19 protein-coding genes are annotated in these 23,600 nt (G+C 44.7%); 6 read left to right on the top strand and 13 right to left on the bottom strand.

Going from position 1 to position 23,600, the window contains the following annotated elements:
• Positions 1-172: 172 nt before the first annotated feature.
• Positions 173-817: a phosphoribosyl-AMP cyclohydrolase gene (locus tag V7R39_RS13255; protein ID WP_334031253.1), complete on the top strand. Its 645-nt coding sequence runs from the start codon at positions 173-175 to the stop codon at positions 815-817.
• A 324-nt stretch (positions 818-1,141) separates the two neighbouring features.
• Positions 1,142-2,002 (top strand): bile acid:sodium symporter family protein, encoded by an 861-nt coding sequence (locus V7R39_RS13250; RefSeq protein WP_334031252.1) that lies wholly within the window; start codon positions 1,142-1,144, stop codon positions 2,000-2,002.
• 19 nt (positions 2,003-2,021) lie between these two features.
• Here V7R39_RS13250 and yfbR read toward each other — a convergent pair whose 3' ends face one another.
• A complete protein-coding gene (gene yfbR, locus V7R39_RS13245; protein WP_334031250.1) occupies positions 2,022-2,681 on the bottom strand; it encodes a 5'-deoxynucleotidase in 660 nt (219 codons plus the stop codon).
• A gap of 423 nt (positions 2,682-3,104) precedes the next feature.
• On the opposite strand from yfbR, the gene V7R39_RS13240 reads away from it, so the two are divergent.
• Both V7R39_RS13240 and V7R39_RS13235 read left to right on the top strand, forming a co-directional pair.
• Positions 3,105-3,281, top strand: a complete 177-nt coding sequence (locus tag V7R39_RS13240) for a DUF1328 domain-containing protein (protein WP_334031249.1) — start codon at positions 3,105-3,107, stop codon at positions 3,279-3,281.
• Between the two features lie 42 nt (positions 3,282-3,323).
• Positions 3,324-3,572, top strand: coding sequence for a hypothetical protein (locus V7R39_RS13235; protein ID WP_334031247.1), 249 nt, complete (start codon positions 3,324-3,326; stop codon positions 3,570-3,572).
• 149 nt (positions 3,573-3,721) lie between these two features.
• Here the strand turns inward: V7R39_RS13235 and V7R39_RS13230 are convergent, their stop codons facing one another.
• The 7 genes from V7R39_RS13230 to V7R39_RS13200 all read right to left on the bottom strand — a co-directional run bounded on the left by V7R39_RS13230 (position 3,722) and on the right by V7R39_RS13200 (position 12,149).
• Positions 3,722-3,940: a hypothetical protein gene (locus V7R39_RS13230; RefSeq protein ID WP_334031245.1), complete on the bottom strand. Its 219-nt coding sequence runs from the start codon at positions 3,938-3,940 to the stop codon at positions 3,722-3,724.
• Positions 3,941-6,757 carry a DUF349 domain-containing protein gene (locus tag V7R39_RS13225; protein WP_334031244.1) on the bottom strand — a complete coding sequence of 939 codons (2,817 nt, stop codon included), beginning with the start codon at positions 6,755-6,757 and terminating at the stop codon, positions 3,941-3,943.
• Positions 6,747-7,040: a YeaC family protein gene (locus V7R39_RS13220; RefSeq protein ID WP_032096640.1), complete on the bottom strand. Its 294-nt coding sequence runs from the start codon at positions 7,038-7,040 to the stop codon at positions 6,747-6,749. Before V7R39_RS13220 ends, V7R39_RS13225 begins: the two co-directional genes overlap by 11 nt.
• Positions 7,041-7,367, bottom strand: a complete 327-nt coding sequence (locus V7R39_RS13215; protein WP_163106714.1) for a zinc ribbon domain-containing protein — start codon at positions 7,365-7,367, stop codon at positions 7,041-7,043.
• Between the two features lie 229 nt (positions 7,368-7,596).
• Positions 7,597-9,267, bottom strand: coding sequence for an alanine/glycine:cation symporter family protein (locus V7R39_RS13210; protein WP_334031242.1), 1,671 nt, complete (start codon positions 9,265-9,267; stop codon positions 7,597-7,599).
• A 92-nt stretch (positions 9,268-9,359) separates the two neighbouring features.
• Positions 9,360-10,496 carry a M14 family metallopeptidase gene (locus V7R39_RS13205; protein WP_334031241.1) on the bottom strand — a complete coding sequence of 379 codons (1,137 nt, stop codon included), beginning with the start codon at positions 10,494-10,496 and terminating at the stop codon, positions 9,360-9,362.
• 207 nt (positions 10,497-10,703) lie between these two features.
• Positions 10,704-12,149: a glyceraldehyde-3-phosphate dehydrogenase gene (locus V7R39_RS13200; RefSeq protein ID WP_334031239.1), complete on the bottom strand. Its 1,446-nt coding sequence runs from the start codon at positions 12,147-12,149 to the stop codon at positions 10,704-10,706.
• A gap of 132 nt (positions 12,150-12,281) precedes the next feature.
• On the opposite strand from V7R39_RS13200, the gene V7R39_RS13195 reads away from it, so the two are divergent.
• Complete coding sequence (locus V7R39_RS13195; RefSeq protein ID WP_334031236.1) at positions 12,282-13,166, top strand: DUF2989 domain-containing protein; 885 nt, start codon at positions 12,282-12,284, stop codon at positions 13,164-13,166.
• A 143-nt stretch (positions 13,167-13,309) separates the two neighbouring features.
• On the opposite strand, the gene msrB is transcribed toward V7R39_RS13195, so the two are convergent.
• The 5 genes from msrB to malQ form a co-directional block, all read right to left on the bottom strand.
• Entirely contained in the window at positions 13,310-13,708 is a 399-nt protein-coding gene (msrB, locus tag V7R39_RS13190) for a peptide-methionine (R)-S-oxide reductase MsrB (protein WP_032096646.1), read from the bottom strand.
• A 195-nt stretch (positions 13,709-13,903) separates the two neighbouring features.
• Complete coding sequence (gndA, locus tag V7R39_RS13185) at positions 13,904-15,457, bottom strand: NADP-dependent phosphogluconate dehydrogenase (protein WP_334031234.1); 1,554 nt, start codon at positions 15,455-15,457, stop codon at positions 13,904-13,906.
• A 123-nt stretch (positions 15,458-15,580) separates the two neighbouring features.
• Positions 15,581-17,668 carry a glycogen debranching protein GlgX gene (glgX, locus tag V7R39_RS13180; protein ID WP_438823544.1) on the bottom strand — a complete coding sequence of 696 codons (2,088 nt, stop codon included), beginning with the start codon at positions 17,666-17,668 and terminating at the stop codon, positions 15,581-15,583.
• Positions 17,669-17,749: 81 nt separating this feature from the next.
• Complete coding sequence (glgB, locus tag V7R39_RS13175; RefSeq protein WP_334031232.1) at positions 17,750-19,951, bottom strand: 1,4-alpha-glucan branching protein GlgB; 2,202 nt, start codon at positions 19,949-19,951, stop codon at positions 17,750-17,752.
• A gap of 94 nt (positions 19,952-20,045) precedes the next feature.
• Positions 20,046-22,244, bottom strand: coding sequence for a 4-alpha-glucanotransferase (gene malQ, locus V7R39_RS13170; RefSeq protein WP_334031230.1), 2,199 nt, complete (start codon positions 22,242-22,244; stop codon positions 20,046-20,048).
• A gap of 239 nt (positions 22,245-22,483) precedes the next feature.
• On the opposite strand from malQ, the gene gap reads away from it, so the two are divergent.
• Positions 22,484-23,479 carry a type I glyceraldehyde-3-phosphate dehydrogenase gene (gap, locus tag V7R39_RS13165; RefSeq protein ID WP_287009212.1) on the top strand — a complete coding sequence of 332 codons (996 nt, stop codon included), beginning with the start codon at positions 22,484-22,486 and terminating at the stop codon, positions 23,477-23,479.
• The last annotated feature ends 121 nt before the right edge of the window (positions 23,480-23,600 follow it).

The raw sequence follows: 23,600 nt of genomic DNA, 5'->3' as shown, positions 1-23,600 counted from the left end.
GCCTCACCTTTACTACACGCGTTTAAGATTAACCCTGCGTTAATCAGTTTTTAATCCTCTAAAAAAGTGCACGTCATTCGTTGTGTATATCCTTTAACTATCGCATTGCAATGAGTTCGATATTGCACATGCTTCTAGCAAAATTATTGTTATAAAATTTAGGATGTATGCTATGAAAAATGTAAAAGCAACTCGCTCAAAAATTACCGCTGCTATCGCCTCAATCCTTTTAGCATCTGCATGCAGTGCTGTAGCCGATACTCAATCTACCAAAAGTGGCGCGCAAGCAAAGGATTCGCTTACTGCAGAAGCACTAGATAACTCATTACTGTATTCAAACACCTGTATTACAGAAAGAGAAGTCATTGCTGCGCAAAAAATGTGGGGAAACGGCATTGTCAGAATCGGCTCAGTGTTTACTAATAACGGCAACTATTCTGATGAAGCTGCTGATTTTATCCAAGACATGTATGGGTACGATCTGAGTGGTGTACTGTTTAAACCAACGTTGGCAGCGGATGATCAATTTCGCTCAAGTTTCGATGCCGCTCTTTCCTATTTTGTGGGCGGTAACGATGCGTACGAAGAAGATAAGGGCTTTGCAATAAAACCTTATACCAACGTGAAATTTGATAATGTAGGCATTATTAACAATAGCTGCAGAATGGCGGTTGCCATGGGCAATTACTTTTTCATAGATACTAATGGCGGCGAAACTAAAGTGGAATATACCTTTGCCTATGTTAAAGACAGTGATGGAAACTTACGTATCGTTGCTCACCAGTCGTCGTTACCTTACAATCCCACTGCCAGCTAGCCTGCCTAGGCCGTTTCTCTACATGGTCTTTCAAATGAGCCTTGTGAGCAGCTTGGCGAAAACGGTATTGCGCATAGGGCCTAGCAAATACGATATTGCGAATAACGCTTGGCGAATAGCGCTTGGCAACTTTCATGAACGCCCTCGGCAGTTTTCATAAGCGCCCTCGGCAGTTTACATTAAAGGGCCCGATATAAGTTTTTGCTTATTTTATCATTCATAGAATTAATCAATCTTAATAACGGGCCATCACTTCTTTCTATTGTTAAACAGAGTAAACTAGCGGCACTATAATAATAAGTTGCTGTTTTAAGGGGCGTATGCGTGCAGGCATCTGTACTTACTGAGGTATTACTACCTCTAGCGTTGGCGTTTGTAATGTTCGGTATGGGCTTAACGCTCACCATTTCTGATTTTGGACGGTTACTTAAAGCGCCTAAAGCTATTTTGACCGGTTTCTTAGGTCAAATAGTGTTGTTGCCCCTACTCACTTTTGCTATTTGTCTCGCGTTTGAACTGCCACCCTATATTGCTGTGGGCATCATGATTTTGGCAGCATGCCCTGGGGGAACAACGAGTAACTTAATAAGTCATATTGCGAAAGCTAATCTGGCGCTGTCTGTAAGTTTAACCGCCATCTCCACTATCGCCTGTGTTTTTACCACGCCTTTCATTATTCAGTTCGCTATCGACTACTTTGTAAAAGAGAATGCGCCTGCTTTTTCGGTTGTTGAAACCGTATTGGGACTTATGGGCGTGTCTATTTTACCCGTAGTGATAGGCATGATTATTCGACGTCTTTTCACAGGCTTTGCGACAAAGACGGAAACTTTTTTTCGTCAGTTTTCAATGTATTTTATGTTGGCAATGATTGTGGGCGTACTCGTGTCGGAGCGCGATAACTTAGCGACATCATTTGAAAGCGCATTTTTAGTATGCCTTACCCTTAATCTTAGCTCTGTGTTGATGGGATTAATACTAGCAAAAATATCCGCAGCTTCATTTAAAGATTCCCTAACTCTTGCCATTGAGATAGGTGTTCAGAACGCGGCTCTCGCCATGTTGATTTGTATTACATTTTTAAGAGCGCCTGACTATGCTATCGCGCCAGGCGTGTACGGTATTGCAATGTATATAGGCCCTGCTTTGCTTGCTATTTGGGCAAAACGCAAGAGAATGAAATAAACACATAGACTGATTCGTTTTACTCACCGCTTTCGTTACCATCAAGGTGGAGCGTATTCGCTCGCTCTATCCACTCTAAATCTTTTGTTTGCTCATCTAGGGTTCCCTTGGCATCTTCAAGGAAGATTTGGCAGAAATAACCAACGGCGGGTAGCTTTTCCTTGTAGCGCTTTAGCTGCACTTCCATTTCTTGCATCGCGTTGGAGAACTCAGAATTCGACTTGGATAGCTCGTAGTCACATTTCAAATATGCGCATAGCACGTCAGCAGCCTTTGCAAGCGTCACATGGACATCTTCCTTGTCTTGCTCAATTAGCGATTGATATCGCTGCTGGAGAGCTTCAGGTAAAGTTTTTATTAGCATAGCTTCAAAACGACGTTCTAACTTTTTAATTGCCGCAGTGGTTTCAGGATCGTGGTATTTGACCGGGCTTGGGATATCGCTCATCCCCGCTATTTCACTTCCCTCGTGAAAAATAGCCATTGCCGCCACACGATCTGGGTCCACATCCTCGTTAAATACATCACATGCAATGGCGCCTAGCATATGCGCTACCACCGACGCCTCATAGATATGGGTCGATAGCATTTCATCTTGGAACTGCGCCATTAGCGGCCAGCGCTTGACGTTGCGTGCACGCTGCATAAGCCCTATAAATGCCGAATGTGTATTTGCCATAAACGCCGTCACCTATTTTAACGAATGGTGCTACCTGAATAACTTCAAATGATCAATTGTGCATATGTCCATTTATCATCTGCTCAATTCTGACAACTAAACTCTATCTCTTTGTTACCTATCTGTGCAACGCAAATTGCATAGCCCTTATTACGTGGCACTTATTACATAGCTTCAATTACATAGCCGAGCATTTTAGTAAGAATGTAAAAAATGCAATTTACCTGTAACTCTTGTCTATACACTGTGAACTTCACACCAAGCAAAAGTGCAGAAAATAAAATTACTTTAATTTTTTCAATGGTTTGCAATGTAGGCACGAAGATAGCATTAACTAATGTAACAACAGCTTAGATATAGTAGAAGCTTAATCATAGCAAAAGCTATTGTGAACATAACGGAAGCAACAAGAGGAAATAAGTCATGTTAGGCTGGGCAATCACATTTTTTATAATCGCCATTATTGCAGCAGTTTTTGGCTTCTCGGGCATCGCAGGTGCAGCAACAGGAATTGCACAGATATTATTTTTTGTATTTGTCGCCTTTCTTGTCATATCACTTTTAGTGAATGCTTTGCGCGGTAAAGCGCCGAAAGCGTAAACAACATCTTGTATAAAGTAGTAATTGAAAAGGAGTAAGGACATGAGTTCATTCAAGAAATTATTAAAAGTAGTAGCAGCATCAGCATTTGTACTTTCACTAGCAGCATGTAGTGAAAACGATGCGGAGAGCGCAGGCGAAGAGCTTGACGAAATGGTCACAGATGCTGGCAATGCGCTTGAAGACGGCGGTGACAAAATTGGCGATATGGCCAACGACGCTGGTAACGCCGTAGAAGATGCATGTGAAGACGTTAAAGAAGGCGTTGAAGCAGAAGATGACGACTGTTAATTTGTCTCGTAGCCGTCTATGGATATAAAATATAGGGCTAGATACAAACAATACAGAACTAAAAAAGGCCGGTTTTTACCGGCCTTTTTTATGTTTGTGTCTTCTGGGCTTTTTTTTGCCCTAAACTGAATTAAACCAAAGGATCTCCTTCAAGAAACCTCTATACCGCCGAGCTCTCTTGCCAAGTCATCGAGTGTAGACAGGGTTTCATCAAACTCACCCACAATATACGTATATTTTACACTTACATGATGGTCGGTTTGACCAAATTTAGCGCGTAACCCGTCTGCATTAACATGCTTCACAGTATTGAGAAATCTATACGCTGACATCTCTGTCTCAAATTGAAACTCGACACTATTTTCCATTTACGCCAGCACACTCGGATGGTTATCAATAATGGCAACAACACGCTGTAAAAGACCACCTTCGTCTTCTTTCACTTCACCATGCTGTAACCAATCGCTCAATATTTCTTGGGCCTCTGGAGCTTCACCTTGCTCAAGTTTTGCCGTCATCATTTGAAGCTGCACACTTGAGCGTACAGATGCGTCAGATTGCGGACTAGGCATACCGCTAGCCACCTCCAACGCAACTGTTAACCACGCTCTATCGTGCCTCGGCGCATTTGACTCACCAGCGTTAGTCAGCAAATTCGACCAACGCTTACCCAAGGTTTCTAAAAGCTCAGTCCTAGCCTCTGGTTCATCATTTTGCAGCAACCGAATAATGGCATGAGCTCGCGCTTCTATCACTTTTGTGTCATGTTCACGCTGCATAGACTCTCTTTGCTTAAAGAGCGTCTCCAGCTTGCGTTCTAACTTCACTCGCTGTGGTTTTGGCAGTGCTAACATGGCTTCTTGAATAGGCTGAACTGCACTTTGAAAGGTACTGTCATCACCTTCTACAGAGATAGACGCGATAGAGGACGACAGCTTTTCAGCTTGCTCAGTATACTCACTAGTTTGCGCTTTACGCTGGGTTTTCAAACGTTCGAAAATGGCATCGTTACTGGCTTTAAATTCTGCCCACAACCGGCTCTCTTCGCGCTTACCGGCATGTCCAATGCGCTTCCACTCTTGCTGTAGTTGCTGCGCAGACTCTGCTGCGTCGCTAATATCATCAGCATCTTGTAGCGCATTAACCTTATCCACTAGCTTTTGTTTAAGCGTCTGATTATCGTTTTGCCACGCATAAATGCGCTTTTGAAGGGGAGAAAATACTGCCTTCCACTCGACTTTTAGTTGCTCGTAAGCTTGCTTTTCAACTTGACCGCAAGCTCGCCACTGCTTGGCAAGCCTATCAAGGGTTTTGCTTAATTCAGTTGGCTCAATGTCTTCGGGTATGGACGCTACTTTTTCAATAATCGAACGACGCAGCTCTAACGCCGCTGCTCGTTCAGCATCTAATTTAGCGTAATGCTCTCTGCAAGGCTCGAACGCCTTTTCTAGCGCGTTATCAAACTCTTGCTGCAGCGCTGCATTTTCTTGCTCATTGTTACTACTAGATGGTGTATTTAGCGATAACCATTGGCTACGTAAATACTTTATCGACTCACTACGCTGTTTTATGTTCTCTACTGGCGTAGCGGCCAGCACTTTGGCCTCTTTAACTAAAGCAGGCTTTCTCGGTGCGGCAATATAGCTCTGCCAGCCTTCCAACCTTGCTATGTCGTCAGCTGTTTTCTGAAAACGTTTGTCGATGTCCTTCTTTAAACCTTCAGGGAGCGAAGCAACACTATCAGACAGCTTCTTAAACTTAGCCATGGCCGCACGAAATTTGCCCTGTGACACTAGATTATCAACAATGCTTATTTGTTTTCTAACGCGTCTCAGTTCGTCTTGGTGCTTTGATTTGGCGGCTTTTTCATCGGCTCTCACTTGCTTAGTTGCTGCCTTAAACCGCTGTAAAAGCACCTTGGGCTGTGCAATAAGTTCGCGACTGATGGCTGAATATTCCTCTATCGCAGCATCAAATTCGCTACGTAAATCGCCCTTTTGTTCATCACTCACATCAGTACTGCTTAGTTTTTGCGCCACGTCTTCAACGACGTTCAGTCTAGACAATAACTTTTGACCGTATTGCTGCTGCATAGAGAACGCTTCAAGCTTTGTGTTTAGCGTATCAACAGCTAATTGAATCTCGTTAACTCGCTTGTCATTGCTGCCAAGCTGCCCCAACTGTTCCAGCGTAGACTCAACACCTCTTACACTTTCATTTACCGTTGCAACATCGGCTAACGTGGCTTCACACAAGCGCGTGTCGAACAACCAACCTACTTGTTCTTTCGCATGGGTTAGCTGCTGTTCGCAAAGGGCTTGTGTATTTGCAAGTACCGCCGACTTTTGCTTCTCTTCCCACGCAGGACGGATCCTGTCGACATAGCGCGTAACTTGCTCAGTTATTTTGCTACGCTTTTCTTCGAACTCTTGCTTATCGTCAGTTGAAAGAATGCCCGCTTGTGCAAACAAGCCTTCCAGCTCACTGTGGTAACGAGATTGCAAATCTACAACCTGTTCAACATCGGCTTTATCAAGTAGCGCACGGTATTTGGACAAGCATAGCGTAAGTTGCTTTTTAAGCTCTACAGGCTTTTGCTCTGCTGCCCTTATTTCGTCAATTCGGCTATTAATCGCATCAAGCGTTGGGGAGTCGCTCAGTTTCTTTGACCATTTTTGCAGTGTATTTATCTGAGACTGACTGCTAATAAGCTGGCGTTGCAATTGCCCATTAATTGTATGTAAAAAGACGTATTGCGTAAACGAAGGCTTATCGACTTTGGCTAATAGCGCAAAAGCCAATTCAGTATTGCCTAACAGCTCAGGTTCGCGCTGGACTACATCAATGATCACATCCGTACTTGCCGTTTCTCGCAAAAACGAAGACTTTTCCTCGGCGCTAAGGGCCACACTGCCTTTGCCTGAGATAGCTTCATTCACACAGTGCTGGGCTGCTTTTTTTACTTTTGGCGACTTGGCAATTTGTGCCATCTTTTGCCATAGCACGAAGCTGTTCAACTTTGCCAACGCTGCAAGACTCACGTCTGCATTATCATCGTTAAAGGCCAGCTCATGAAGAATCGTTTTGTCTTGAGGTTTTTCCGGTGAGAGTTTTTCAATGGCTTCCAGCCTTTTTTCCGGCTTTTGACTGGTATGAGAAGGAGCAAATATACGACTAAATATCATCCTGTTTGAACCGCGCTATCGTGTTGTTATCATTTTGGTGGTCCGATAGAGAGCGTTTGAAATCGGCTTTGCTTTTATGCACAATTTCGCCACCCTCTCCTACTGTCATGTGTTCAGACGATTTTTCAATTTTCGCCTGATACAACATCACTGCCTGCATTGTGCTGGCTTTTTGCTCTTCGTTAAGTGGCGTTCCATCAACCCACTTTCCGGTCTCTACGGCTTGACGCAAGCGTTCGTAAACCTCTGGCGTCATGCTACTAACTAGTGCATCTATATTCATTTATGAGAAACGCTTTATCATTACAATTCGAGCTCGGTTTACTAGGTACCAAACGAAACCTACAATAGCGCCTAGAATAGCGAGATTGTGCTGCAAATCACCCGGTCTAGTTCCACCCCAATACATAAAACCAAAACTTGCCACAAATATCAGCATAGCCAGCAGTGATTGATTTTGAATGCTTTGAAGTTTTTGAAAACGGTTAAGGCTTTGCTTGCGCTCAACATCTTCAGATGTTGCATCGCCAATTTTAAATCCGCAATGTGGACACTCTTTTGCCTTGTCAGAAGTTTTTTTCTTGCACGACGGGCAGTCAACTAATGCCATGTGTTGCTCCTGTTTATTCGCTGCGAGTAAAAAACGAAAACTGTACGCCAGCGCATACTATTATCTCGCGGATGAGTATCATACTGAAGTTGATTACAACAATGAAGTCGGATTATACACTTCGCAAACAAAAAATGCGTGTCAGAGTTATTCTAGGAATAACGCCACCACACGCATTTTACTACTATTTAGAAGCCGATTAAGACTACTTGTTTGTCTTAATCTTAATTCATTTATCGCGGTTATTTTTGGTTCTTGACCAATAATCGTTCACTGTCTCTTTCATCTCTTTACTCAGCATCAATATGCCAAATAAGTTAGGTAGTGTCATAACCACAATGGCTACCGCAGAGAGCGCCCACACCAATGTGGTATCTGAGAACGCAGCCCACACAAAGCCAGCGACATAAATGACTCGATAAGGCATAACAGAACGAGGACCGAGAAGGTATGTCATCGCACGGTCACCATAATACGACCATGCAATTGCCGTTGAAAATGCGAATAAAAGCAAACCAACCGACACGATGTATTGCCCGAAATCACCGAAGAAGCCTCGGGTAAACGCAATGGTAGTCAGTGCAGCAGAGTGAACCAGAGATTTACCACTTACCTCCAGGTTCTCTTTTAGCGGTTTACCGTCTTCGATTTTCAATGTACCGGTAAATAAATCTTCACTGCCTACCGAGTACTTCACGTCTTCTGCGACTGAACGAGAGTTTATAAGGGTAAAGTCGCCGCTGACTGCAGTGCCATTTACTACGGTGATCGCACCTGTAAACGGTTTAATTTCGTTACCTTCAACCCCGTTTAAAAAGCCGTATAGCGTTTCGACATCTTTTGATTCACTATCGTCATATTCGCCTGCTACAAAGAACATGTCTGAACGGTCGAATACATTTTCATGCTTTTCTTTCCACACGCCAGAAGAAAGAATAACTAAACCTGTAATAGTACAAATTAGAATAGTATCGATAAACGGCTCTAATAAAGACACCATTCCTTCTGATGCAGGCTCTTTGGTTTTAGCTGCCGCATGAGCGATAGGCGCAGACCCCTGACCCGCTTCGTTTGAAAACAAACCTCGGTTTACACCACGGTTAAATGCGTAAGCAAGTGAGGCACCTAAGAATCCACCTGCTGCGGCAGACCCGGTAAACGCATCGCTGATTACCGATAAGAATGAGGGAATGATATTCTCGAGATTGGCAAAAATAACCGCCATAGCGCCAATGAGATAGATAACCGCCATTGCAGGAACAACGCGGGCGGTGAATGCCGCAATGCGTTGAATGCCGCCTAGAATAACCAGCGCGAGTAAAATACCCAGCACGCTACCTACAAGCCAAGGCTCAAAACCAAAGGTGGCTTCGATACTTTGTGCAATACCGTTACTTTGTGGAAGGTTACCCGTTCCAAACGAGCTAACTACAGTGGCAATCGCGAACGCTACGGCTAACCACTTCATGTTTAAGCGACGGTCCATGTAGTACATAGGTCCACCGGCCATCGTACCATCTTCTGTCTTAACTCGGTATTTGTGCGACAAGGTCACTTCGACGAACTTTGTCGTCATGCCTAAAAAGGCCGTCACCCACATCCAAAATAGCGCCGCCGGGCCGCCGAGAAAAATAGCGAAAGCAACACCAGATATGTTACCTGTTCCAACGGTTCCTGAAAGTGCCGTGGTTAACGCTCTAAAGTGTGTGGTATCGCCAGGATCGCTCTCTTTGTCAAATTTACCAGTAATAACCTGCCATGCATGTTTGAAGAAGCGAACTTGCGGAAACTTCAAGTAAACTGTGAAGAATAAGCCCACACCAAGAAGCACAAAAGGAAACCAACTCGCGCCCCCCAAGAAGCTATCAAGCGTGATAAGTAAACCGTATAACCCTTCCAAGGTATTTCCCCTTTTTTATTATTTCGTTTTGTTGTTTTTATCAAAAGACCTCATTCGCTGAGGCCTTTATTGTTAGAAGCGGGCGCTTCTTTTTATTTATCGTTATTGAGTTTTTTTACGACAGCATTTACAGCTACGAGAATATCTTCGCCAAGCTGACGGCATCGCTGAACAGACCAACCATAAACATCGTCAGGTACGTTTGCGTTATCTTTAAACGGCATTTCAACGGTATACGCCATGCAAGTGAATTTTTCGCCCACTGCATTCGACGCCACCGTTAAATTTGCTTTACCCGGCGCGTCTTTGTCGTAGCCAAATTCATCTTGAAACTCCGGTGTTGCATTAAGTAAAGCCGATTTAAATGTGTCCTCCAACGCTTTTATTTCGTCGTTATAGCTCGGGTTTCCTTCGCTGCCTGCAACAAAATTGTACGGCAGTGCTTCATCACCGTGCAAATCGAGGTACACATCCACGCCTGCATCTTCCATTGCCTTTAACACAAACAGTACTTCAGGACTTTTTTCAGGTGTCGGTGTTGCCCATTCTCGGTTTAGATTGGTGCCCACAGCGTTTGTACGCAAATGCCCTCTGGCACTGCCGTCCGGGTTCATGTTTGGTACGACATAAAACACGGCGTTGTCTAGCAACTGTCGAGCCAAACCGTCTTGTTCGTCCAGCAACCGATAAATAATGCCCTCTGCGCACCATTCGGCCATGGTTTCACCAGGATGCTGACGGGCTGTTATCCATACTTTTTTCTTGTTAGGTGTTTCTTCGCCAATAACTAACATCGACATGTCACGACCATCTAGCGTTAGCCCTAGAAAGCGGTGCTCACACAACAGTGACATTTGCGCGTCGTGAACTAGGTCTAGGTGACGTTCGTAACTATAAGGAATGAAATACGCAAAATACACGCTTGGCTGTTCTAACGTGAGTGAGAAGGTGAGATTGTCTCCGTCAAATTCACTTGGAACACGAAACCAGGTTTGCCTATCGTAAGAAGCAAGAACGTTATACCCCTTCCAACCATCAGGATACGCAGATTTTGCCAACCCTTGGATGGTCATTGTATGGGTGACAAACGTTTCGCCCACAAGACGAAAATGAAACCATTGGGCAAATTCTGATTGGTTGTCTTTTGGTATGGTGAGAAGAATATCTTCTGGAGACTCTGCGCTAACAACATTAATGTTGCCGCTGTCGAATTGACTGGAGATATGCATAGACTGTCGTTTCCCTTATTATTTGTGCGCTAATTTAGCATAGTCAGCGACACAAATACCATGCGCACTGGCTGGTTTTACCAGCATGGAGTACACAATTTGTTTACACTAATAAAAAAACCGACTCTGTCGGTCGGTTTTTTAATCAATTAACGCTCTGTGTTTTTGCTAGCAGCTATGTACTGATTTGAGCAGTCGCTTAGCTTACTAAAGCGGCAGCGTTGGAAAGCTAAGGTTGGCCATATCGCGAACCACGCGAAGCACCTGGCAGCTATAGCCAAACTCGTTGTCATACCACACGTAAAGTGTTAAACGGTCATCAGACACGATAGTTGCCTGTGAATCTACTACTGACGCAGCTCTTGAACCTACCAAGTCGGTGGATACAATTTCTTTGCTTGCTGTGTAGTCTATTTGGTGCTGCAATTTAGAAAATAAAGCGGTATCGCGTAAGAACTCGTTGACCGATAGCTTGTCTGTGGCTTTCTCTAAATTGAGGTTCAAAATTGCCATAGACACATTGGGGGTAGGCACACGAATCGCGTTACCCGTTAGCTTACCGCCTAATTTAGGGTATGCCTTCGCCACTGCTTTCGCTGCGCCGGTTTCCGTGATCACCATATTAAGTGGTGCACTTCGACCTCGACGATCCCCTTTGTGATAGTTATCGATAAGGTTTTGATCGTTTGTGTAAGAGTGAACAGTTTCAACATGGCCATTCTTAATGCCATATTCTTCATCAAGGGCTTTTAACACTGGTGTGATAGCGTTGGTGGTACAGCTGGCCGCCGATACAATGGTATCATCAAGGGTCACTTCGCCGTCATTAACACCATGTACGATGTTTTTAATGTCGCCTTTACCAGGCGCGGTCAGTACCGCCTTTGCTGCGCCTTTTGCTTTTAAGTGAAGACCTAACCCGTCTCGGTCGCGCCAAATACCGGTATTATCAATGATAATAGCGTTGTCGATACCGTATTGCGTGTAATCCACTTCATCAGGACTGTTGGCATAGATAACCTGAATAAACGAGCCGTTTGCTTTTAGTGCATTGCGCTCGTGGTCAATCGTAATACTGCCGTTGAATGGACCGTGCACTGAGTCTCTGCGAAGTAAACTCGCACGTTTTTCCAAATCGCCATCGCGACCACCGCGCACTACAATGGCACGTAAACGAAGCTTGTTGTTTTTACCCTGACGCTCGATTAGCAAACGCGCTAGTAAACGGCCTATTCGACCAAACCCGTAAAGCACAACATCTTGAGGCTGCTGATTATCGTCTTTATCAACCACGTCACTGAGTTTGTCAGTGAGATACGCGGATAAGTCATCGTTATCAACGGCTGAACCATAGTGAAAGTCAAACGCCAGTTTGCCGATATCAATTTGCGCTGGAGCAATCTTCATAGTACTCAGCGCTTCCAATATAGGGTAGCTTTCACGCAAACGTAACTTAATGCCTTCGTGCAAACGGACCTTGCGGTGCGCTTTAATGATGTCGATAGCACTGGCATTGAGAAGAGAGCGGCCGTATACGGATATCTCTACGGCTTTGTTGCGATACAGCTTGCCTATCAAAGGCAGCATAATTTCTGCGTATTCCTGACGCTCTTGCCAGCTACTTTGTAATTCCTGCTCATACTGTTGATTCATGCTTCAGCCTTCATGGATGTAAATTTACGTTGGTTTCACGTCGGCTTTTTATTATTCTATGGGTACACGTAGGTGAGTTTTTGCCTGACGATCGTGGGACGTAGTTTAATTAAACACTCAGGGAAGACCAAATTGTCTATTAATTTCAAAAATGCATTATATTTTATGAATGGACGTACATTATTTAGTAAGTTTCCAACAAGTTATTACAAAGCCGCCTGCCTTGTGGCATCGTTAGTTGTGCTAAGTGGCTGCAGTGATTGGTTCGAGCCCACCATCAAAGAAATTTGCGCTGAGCATGAGAATATGTGTGTAGACTTGAGCTTAGATGCTCGATGCACGCCGCAAAGAGCAGAGATTATTAGGCTGCGTTACTACAACCAAAACCCGTCGAGTGATGCCTATAAATATCCCCTACTCCTGTCTTTCGAAACCTACCTTGAGTGCGTTCAAGAAGTGCAGCACATTGAACATATAAAGCGTAAAGGCAAGGAGGCAACGCGCCTAAAAGGGGTTATCACCGCGAGAAGAGAATTGCAGCGTTTAGCCCGAGAAACAAAAGACTCCTTAGACCCTCACCTAAGCTATTACCACTGGACACGCTTCGGTGATGACGACGCGTTTCATCGCTTCGAACGCTATGCAGCAAGCGACCAAGTCAAAGATCCTGAACTACTGGTTAACTTGGCCTCTGTGCAAATTAAAAATGACCCTACGCGAACCATAGAGACACTTTATCGCGCACTAAGCCTTTATACCGACAGTGACGACATTGACATTGGTGTCTACCATTCTTTGGCATCAATAGGCATAGATGCAGACAACTACCGAATGGCCTATGTGTGGTATGGCGTAGCAGAAGAGTATGACGATAGATTACCTGACACGCAGCGCGTGCAGTTAGGTGAACGCTTCGACTTACCTACAGACATACTCGACTCGGTCACTGCCGACATCATCAGTGCCCTCAATAGCAGTACGTTTGATGCTGCAAAATTACAGCTCAACAAGCTCTAGTATTGAAAGTAAATTACATTTTAAAAGCCTAGAAAACACAAAAAAACCGCCTTAAGTTGGCGGTTTTTTTTCTACAATTGAAAGCGATGACGAAACAAGCTCAAATTTTAACCACCTGTTTACCTTTAACCTCGCCTGTAGTGTTAGCCTTTTACTACTTCGTTATTCTCACTCTTAAATGTCATAGAGACTGAGTTTACGCAGTATCGCTGACCTGTTGGTTCTGGGCCATCTGGGAATACGTGGCCTAGGTGTGAATCACACTGCTTACATATTATTTCTACTCGACGCATGCCGTGCGATACATCTTCGCGATAATCTACATTGCCATCGTCTAGTTGTTTATAAAACGAAGGCCAACCGCACCCTGCATCAAATTTTGTGTCTGAGGGGAACAATGGCGCATCGCAGCATTTACAGACATACACACCACCACGGGTTTCATCGAGCAATGCGCCAGTGAATGGTCTCTCTGTCTCGGCCTGACGGCAAATACGGTACTCTTGCTCGCTCAGCTTTTCTTTCCATTTATCGTCTGACATTACACCCTCTCTTTGTTCAAAATAATCCAATTTACGTTAGCGGGTTACCAGTGCTCACTTTTGTAGCCAGTCTGTTAAACCTCACACTTAAAAAAAGAATGTGGGTAAACAGACTAACAAAAAGGGTGTATTTGCTACCAAATACACCCTTCTTATGTGAGTAACGCTAAACCGCTAAGTGTATATCGCTAACGATTAACGTTTTATAGCAGTCTCTGGTCGTGAGGGATCACTCCACTCGATGTGATACTTTTTACCCGCTGGCTTATCAACGCGCTGGTAGGTATGCGCTCCAAAATAGTCACGCTGCCCTTGAAGCAGATTTGCCGGTAATACTGCTGAACGGTACGAGTCGTAATAGCTGAGTGCCGACATCATTGCAGGGCATGGAATTCCCGCAAGTGCAGATTGTGCAATAGACTCACGCCAATCAGCCTGATACTCGGTAATTTGCTCTGCAAAATACGGGTCCATTAACAAATTAGCCAGGTCTTCGTTATTTTCATAAGCTTTTGAAATAGACTGTAAGAATACGGCGCGGATAATACATCCAGCTCGCCATATTTTTGCTATTTCGCCAAAGTCTAATGTCCAGCCATGCTCTTTACCTGCCATTGCCATTAGCTGGAAACCTTGTGCGTATGCACAAATTTTCGAGCAATATAACGCCTGCTCAAGCTTGTTGATGATTGACATTTTTTGTTCATCATCAAACAAAGAGGCTTCTGGGCCTGCCAGTACTTGGCTTGCCGCCACGCGTTCTTCCTTTAAGCTTGAAATACTGCGGGCAAAAACCGCTGCCGTAATTGTTTGAGCTGGGCTTCCTACTTGCAACGCACTTACCGCAGTCCATAGGCCAGTGCCTTTTTGCCCTGCTCGGTCTAAGATAACATCCACTAGAGGTTGTTTGGTCTCAGGGTCTAGCTGTTCGAGTACTTCAGCGCTGATTTCAATGAGATAGCTATTGAGCTTACCATCGTTCCAGCGGCGGAATACTTCTGCTATTTCAGCAGGCGCCATGTGAAGCGCATCGCGCATAATTTGGTATGCTTCACAAATAAGCTGCATATCGGCATATTCGATGCCGTTGTGCACCATTTTCACGTAGTGGCCTGCACCCACAGGGCCTATATAAGTTGCGCAGGGCTCACCGCCAACCACTGGCTTACCTGGTACGTAGCTTTCGATAGGCTTTCCGGTTTCAGCGTCAACTTTTGCTGCAATAGATTTCAAAACAGGCTCAATACGCGTCCACGCATAGGGGTTACCCGATGGCATTAGCGAAGGACCAAAACGAGCCCCTACCTCACCGCCAGATACCGCAGTAGAGAAGAATATGAATTTGCCTTTGTACTGATCTTCACGAGCAACTGAGTCGGTCCACAAGCTGTTTCCCGTATCAACAACGATATCGTCGGCTTGAATGCCTGCATCAATAAGGTGGTTACACACGTGGTCAACGGGGTCGCCGGCCGGCACTGAGAGGATAATAAGGTGTGGCGCTTTAAGTTTACTGAGCAATTCAGTATAAGAACTGCAACCTTCAACCCGTGGGGGTGTATTGCGTTCTCTTTCACTTTCATCTTTGGCAAGAATTGCATCAACTTTATTTTGATCTAAGTCGAAGCATGCCACTCGATAACCATGATCTACTAGGTTCATAGTAAGGTTGTTACCCATTACCCCTAAACCGATAAAACCGATATCGCACAAAGTATCTTTGTGCGAACTGCCACCATTATTTTGCATAGGAAAACCCTCACATTTAGATGGGAGAGCATGTTACCACTTGATGATATAAAGAACAGTCAAACATCGAAAATATAGTGCGGTATGCCGTATTTACCACCGCTGGTAAAGGTTAACTCGCTGTTAGCGGGTTAATTCAGAGAAACTGAATAAGGTTAACGACCTGCTTGCTTGTAAAAAGACCTGCTGAATACAAATTGAAGGCTGGTCATCAAGTGAGGCATAACGCGTATCTAGCTTCAGTGTCCAGCCACCACAACGTTTTGACGTAGGTAAATGGAACCGTACGTCATTTTCACTGGCGTTAACGCATAAAAACCAATGCTCGGGCTTAACATTGCCGTCACGGTAACCTTTAATCTCAACGCCAAAAGCCTTGTTGTGATGCGCATTCCAGTCTTCGGAGGCTTTGTCAGAACCATCTGGTTTGAACCAATTAATGGCTTTTACATTTCTCGACAACGTAAACGAATCATCGTGAAGTTTTAGCTCGCTCAATAAAGTGGATGATTGGCGTAAGCGAATAACAAACTGACAAAACTGCAGAAAGTCCTGTTTGCTTTTGTTCATCTCCCAATTTAGCCAACTTATGGCATTATCTTGACAGTACGCGTTATTGTTTCCGTTTTGCGTTCGGCTTAGTTCATCGCCACCGAGTATATGCGGCGTTCCTTGGGAAAAAATAAGTGTAGCAAACAAGTTGCGTTTTTGGCGTTCACGAACTGCCAAAATGGCACTGTCCTTGGTCTCCCCTTCAACGCCGTAATTGGCAGAAAGGTTATTCCCATGGCCATCGCGATTATCTTCTAAATTATCGAGGTTGTGGCGATCGGCGTAGGTCACCATATCGTGCAGGGTAAACCCATCGTGATAGGTAATATTGTTGACTGACGTAGAGATGTGGCGATGGCCTTTATGGAATATATCTCTAGAGCCCATTAGGCGGGTTGCAAAGTCGGGGGTTTGACCATCATCGCCGCGCCAAAACGCGCGAACTGTGTCTCGGTATTTGTCATTGACTTCTAGCCACGGTGATTCAAAGTTGCCGACTTGATAGCCTCCAGGACCAATGTCCCACGGCTCAGCAAGCAATACTTTGTTGCTAAGCACCGGATCTGCACTGATTGCTCTTAGTAGGCCCGACTGACTGTTAAAATGCTGAGGTTCCCGGCCTAGAGACACGGCTAAGTCAAACCTAAACCCATCAACACCAATAACATTTACCCAATGACGCATGGCATCAAGGATAAGCCCCATCATAAAAGGTTGTGCAGTGTTAATGGTATTGCCGCAGCCTGAGTGATTTGAAAAAAATACTTCACCGGCGTCCGTCTGCTCAAGTAAGTAGGCTTCATAAGGACACAGCCCTTTGTAGGACAATATTGGACCGCCAAATCCGGCCTCGGCGGTATGGTTGAATACCACATCCACAATGACTTCAATACCGGCCTCATGGTAACTATTCACCATCTGTTTAAGTTCAGCCAGTGCGTCAGACACACCGTAGCGGGGCTCTGGTGCAAAAAAATTAACAGGGTTATATCCCCAGTAATTGGTTAGCCCTTTATCTGTAATAAAGGGTTCCGGCATAAACGAGCACAGAGGCATAAATTGCACAGTGGTGACGCCTAGTGCCTTAATATGATTAATGACACTTGGATGGGCGGCGCCAAGGAACTTACCCTGATGCGCCTTAGGCACATCAGGGTGTAACTTTGTTAAGCCTTTGACATGGGCCTCGTAAACAATGCGATTGTGTTTTGCGATATTCGGACGAGACGTATCACAATGTGCATATGCCGCGACGTCAATAACTAAACATTTAGGGACCATAAACTGTGAATCATCGTCATACTGACGACGATTCCATTTAATAGGTCGGCTAATTTTCTTTGCATAGGGGTCGATTAACAGCTTCTCTCGCGTTACTTCGTCAAGGTCACCCTTTGCTCGTTCAACGCGATAGCCATAAAGCTGCCCGGCTGCAATGCCATCTACAAAACCATGCCACACGTCCCCGGTTTTTTCTGGTAACGCTTGCTCGTGAGTCGTTTGCTCTGTATCGCTGTTAAAAAGGCACAATATAACGGCGGATGCCCCTGGTGCATACACTGCAAAATTACATCCATCTGCGTCTACAGTGGCTCCTAAAGGAAATGATGTACCACTTTTTATATTGTTTATTTTATTCAGCTTCACGTCTTTATTCACTGCTCATTCACTTTGCGAAATTATACCTAAGGGTGCATTTTTCTGTGCCTATGGTGTACCGCGCCTAATTACTTTTCATTATTACGTTTCATTAACCACATAAAATATTGTCGCAAGCGGCGGTATCGTAAGTTCTACCGAATAATCTCTGTCATTCCACGCCGTTTTTTGCGGTGTAGCTTTACTTAATACCGTCATACCGCTTCCCCAAAACTTAACATCGTCGGTGTTAAGCGCAAGCGTCAGCGTATTTTTGGAGTCTACTCCTACTCTGAAGTTTTCATAAGGTATTGGTGTAAAGTTGGTAATAACATACACTTTTTGTTTTGAGGACTTTGCGTTTCGGACAAAGGAAACTATGCTTTGCCCCGCATTGCTGTGGTCTATCCATGCAAAACCATCGGCGTGATGATCTTGTTCATAAAGCGCAGGCGTTGTTGTGTACAAATGATTAAGGGCTTTGTAAACAGCTTGAACCCCTTTATGACGGTCGAAGTTCAAAAGGTGCCAGTCTAGTTCACTGTCGTGATTCCACTCTGACGACTGACCTAACTCGTTACCCATAAAGTTAAGCTTTTTGCCCGGGTGCCCGTACATAAACCCAGCGTAGCAGCGTAAGTTAGCCGTTTGTTGCCACTCGTCACCGGGCATTTTACGCAGCATACTCCCTTTACCGTGCACAACTTCATCGTGGGAAATTGGCAGCACAAAATTTTCGTCAAATGAATAAACCATGCTGAAGGTAATATCGCCGTGATGGTAATTTCTGTATGCGGGGTCTTTGGCAATGTAATGCAATGAATCGTGCATCCATCCCATGTTCCATTTAAAGCCAAACCCTAAACCACCGTCAAACACGGGGCGAGAAACTTTAGGGAAAGACGTTGACTCTTCAGCAATCGTCATCGCGTCAGGGAAGTGTTTGTAGACTTCTTCGTTCATCCAACGCAACAAGCTGATGGCTTCGTAATTCTCGTTTCCGCCATCCACATTGGGGATCCATTCGCCATCATTGCGTGAGTAATCCAAGTACAGCATTGACGCTACGGCGTCGACGCGCAAACCGTCGATGTGGAATTTATCTAACCAGAATAACGCGTTGGCGACTAAAAACTGACGAACCGTGTCTTTGCCAAAATCGTAAATGCATGAATTCCAATCTGGGTGCCAGCCCTTCTTAGGATCCTCATACTCATACATGCACGTGCCGTCAAAGCGCGCCAATCCGTGTCCGTCTTCAGGAAAGTGAGCTGGAACCCAATCAATAATAACGCCAACACCTGCTTGGTGGCAGCGGTCGACAAAGTATTTGAAATCGTCAGGGTCGCCAAATCGGCTTGTCGGTGCAAACATACCCACGGGCTGATATCCCCAAGAGCCATCGAATGGAAATTCTGATATGGGCAGTAACTCAACATGGGTATAGCCCATGTCGCTAACGTAATCGATTAAGTTGTCAGCTAATTCTTTATAGCTTAAATAGCGTGCATCGCTCTCGCTATTTGGACGTTTCCATGACCCCAAATGAACTTCGTAAATGCTCATAGGTGTGGTGTATTTATTTGCTTTTCGTTTCTCCAACCATTCGTCATCATTCCACGCGTAGTTGTCGTGGTTATATACTTTAGATGCGTGGGAAGGGTATTGCTCAGCGCTGAATCCTAGAGGGTCGGCTTTATGCGGCAGGTCGTGGCCACGAGAGTCTTTAACTTGATATTTGTAGCGCTCGCCTTCGGCCATACCTGGAATAAACAACACCCAGTAACCCATGGATGTTTTTTCCATAGGATGAACCCGGCCATCCCACTGGTTAAAATCGCCTATTACCGACACTGCCGACGCATTCGGTGCGAACACACAATACCTGACACCTTCTATTGACGCTTTATCTGAAGCATCTACTGTGAGCAACTGAGCGCCCGCTTGCTGATATAAGTTGAACGGTGTGCTGTCGATAAAGTGAACGGCGTGATAAGCCTGTTCTTTAAACTGGTAGGGGTCGATGTAATCGTACTGTTGCTGCCCTTTATTAACAACAACGCGATAAACATGACTAATACAGTCTCTTGGAATGACAGCTTCAAATAAACCTGAGGTTGAAATAGGCAGTAACGATATGTCTTTCAGTGCAGGGCTATCCCACGTTATCGTTATCGATGTTGCTTCTGGACGCCATACGCGAAGAAGTAATTCACCTTCGCCCTCGATAACACCTAATTGGGAAAACGGTTGTGAACATTTTGCCTGTTCAAACTGCTCAACGACCTTCTGCACTAACTGCATTTATTACTCCTATTAAAAACCCGCGTAACGCGGGCCTAACTTAGTCATAGTGAGAGGCAACACAGAGCGCCTCTCATTAAATTACCCTGCAAGGTTAACGATGACTCGCTTGTTTTCTTGCAGCAGTAAGTTTAGACGCTAACGCATTTATATCATGACTTTCAAAGATTGACTCAATATTCTGTGTCAACTTTCGGCGCCAATTCGGGTATTCGTTAAACGTACCAGGAATATTCACGGGCTTATCCATTTCCAGCCAGTCTTCTAACTGCAAGCTCAGCAGCGCACTTGAGCCACCAGCCATGTGAACCTGCATGCCGTTGTTAAGCTCTCGATTCATACCGGTAACATTAACATCGTGTCCCACATGTGCTGGTATAGAGTGATGCCCGTGCAGTGTATTAAGGATCTCCTGCTTGTTTTCATGCCTGTCAGCATACAGGGTTTGCAATATATCATCCGTTGGGTACAACCCAATCTCTTTACCCAACTCTAAATCTAGACAATGCCAGTAGCCGATAAGCGTTGGCATATCGTGGGTTGTTAACGTGCTCATCGACTGTTCAGGGTAATGACTTGGTGAATAAAAACCACCGTCCTCGGCCTGCTCAAAGAAAAATACGCGGTATGAATAAACGCCATTTTGTGCAAGCTTACTGCGAATTTCTTCCGGCACTGTTCCAAGGTCTTCGCCAATAACCAAACTTTTATTTCGGTGGCTTTCTAACGCTAAAATCCCAAGTAAATCATCTACTGGATAGTAAACGTACCCACCCTCTTTGGCACTATCACCTTTACACACCCACCACAGGCGAAGGAGTGCCATCACGTGGTCAATACGCAATGAGCCAGAAGACGCCATGTTCGATGCGAACAAGTCAATAATGGGTTGATATTGTTGCTCATAGAGCTTTTGAGGGTCCATTGGCGGTAAACCCCAGTTTTGGCCTAACGGACCAAGAATATCTGGCGGTGCACCCACACTTGCATCGGTGCAGTACAAGTCTTTGTTACCCCAAATCTCAGCGCTGCCTTCACTCACACCAACCGCTAGGTCGCGATAAAGACCAATGGTCATGTTGGCATCAAGTGCTCTGCTGCTTGCCATGTCGAGCTGCTGCGCAGCAATCCATTGCAAGAACAGATAAAACTTAACGTCGTGAGCGTTATCTTTCTTAAATTTAGCAACCGCAGAATTGTGGTAATCTTTGTACGCTTTAGGAAATACAGGCCATCCCCAGCTTTCTTTGCCGTCTGCTTTTAACTTAGACTGCAATGCATCGTAAACCGCAAGCATATCAAGACTCTCTCCACCGGCTTCAACAAAGTCGTTAAACGCTTTGTTTTGCGGTGTTTTGCCACGTAGAAATTGTTTATCGTATACGTTGAACAAGGCGTATAGGGCGGAAAGCTTTAGCTTGGCTACCGCTTCATAATCTACGTGTTCAGCGTCTCTGGCATGTTTCAAGGTATCAGCAAAGTCATCCGCATTGACCACATCTTGAACGGATTTATCATCAAAACCTTCAACAGCAGTGACATCAATATATAGATAGTTCAACCAACGACGTGAGCTTGGGCCATAAGGTGAGCAGGCATTTGGGTTTGCCGGATAAAGTGCATGTATCGGATTAAGACCGATAAAGTCAGCCCCCACCCCCGCCGCATTATCAATCAGTTTTGCTAGGTCAGAAAAATCACCAATCCCCCAGTTGTTTTCGCTGCGCACACAATAAAGTTGAACGCTTAGGCCCCAGATTTTTTTTCCTTCCTTGATTTCTTTTGGGCTATAGCACGCTTCTGGCGCAACGATGAGTCTTGAGGTGCCAAGTTGGTCGTCGTCGGCTTTAAGTACTATATTGTGATAACCCAGAGGGAAGTCCAAAGGCACTTTCACTGCATATTCATGAAACTCTACGTCATCGATGTGGGCCATTGACGACATTTCTTGGTCAACAGGCGTAAACGGGTATTGCTTTTGACTTCCATCTTCTAAGGTAATCTCAAACACATGCTCGTCATTAACAAGTTCGATAGGTAGACGCACAGGCAAATAAATTGCTTCAGTAGCTCTGACTACCTGGACGGGATTAAGCGGCGACAACCAAACGGAGGAAACATCTTGAGCTATTTGAGACTGAATTTTTTCATCACTGGATGTGTCATAGCCTAGCGCGTTTAATAGTTTCGCTTTGCTCGGTTCTGCGATGGTTGTCGGGTTGCCCCATGCGTCGACGTAGTGGGTCTCGATTCCACGCATTTCAACCAGTTGTTGCAGAAGTTGTTGTGTCATTATGAGTCATTCCTGTTATTCGGCAAAAGACGCTGGCATAGGCAAACTTGCAGAAAGCGTCTACAAACAATTTTTTAACATTATTCTAGAAACGACGCGCTGGCGAAACTGAATACGTTTGCATAAGCATTTGTTCGTAATTTTGCAACACTTTATCTTTTTATTTTGCTAATTATGGCATTTTGATCCATACTTTACGTAATTTATTTTCATTTTATTTTAAATTTTCGAGGTACGTTATGACAATTCGCATCGGTATCAATGGTTTTGGCCGCATCGGTCGCCTAGTAATGCGCGCAGCAGCAGAGCGTCAAGACATCGAAGTTGTAGCAATAAACGATTTGCTAGACACAGATTATATTGCCTACCTACTAAAATACGATTCTACTCACGGTGTTTTCAACGGTGAAGTTTCCGTAGACAATGGAAGCCTAGTTGTAAACGGCAAGACTATCCGCATTACCTCAGAAAAAGATCCTGCCTCTTTAAAATGGGGTGACGTTAACGTAGATGTAGTTGTTGAATCAACAGGTCTATTTTTAACGAAAGAAACAGCCGCTAAACACATCGAAGCGGGTGCTAAGAAAGTGGTTATGTCTGCGCCATCTAAAGACGACACGCCAATGTTTGTTATGGGTGTTAACCACGACAGCTATGCGGGTGAAAACATTGTGTCTAACGCATCGTGCACCACAAACTGTCTTGCACCGCTTGCGAAAGTACTCAACGACAAGTTTGGTATTGTTGACGGCCTAATGACAACAGTTCACGCAACAACCGCTACACAAAAAACCGTTGACGGTCCTTCAATGAAAGACTGGCGCGGCGGCCGTGGCGCTGGCCAGAACATCATTCCTTCGTCAACTGGCGCCGCTAAAGCGGTAGGTAAAGTCATTCCAGCGCTTAACGGTAAACTTACCGGTATGGCATTTCGCGTTCCAACGCCAAACGTTTCAGTGGTCGATTTAACCGTAAACTTGGCAACGCCAACAAGCTACGACAATATCTGTGCGGCAATGAAAGAAGCCTCTGAGGGTGAGCTTAAAGGTATTATGAGCTACACCGAAGACGCTGTTGTGTCTAATGACTTCATTGGCAACGCAAATACGTCAATCTTTGATGCGACAGCGGGTATCGCACTTACTGATACCTTCGTTAAAGTGGTATCTTGGTATGATAACGAATGGGGCTACTCGTCAAAAGTACTTGATTTGGTTGCTCACATCTCTAAATAACTTAGCAATAACAAATTTTGCGGCGTTAACGCTTTATTTGTTTAACAGTTAAGGTAATCTAAAGGCGTAGATGTCATATCTGCGCCTTTTTTGTTTCTGTGGCAGTGGTAATGTTTCGTCA

The organism is Alteromonas sp. P256 (genome assembly GCF_036864455.1).
Classification (GTDB): Bacteria; Pseudomonadota; Gammaproteobacteria; order Enterobacterales; family Alteromonadaceae; genus Alteromonas.
This window is presented reverse-complemented; position numbering and strand designations above follow the sequence as displayed.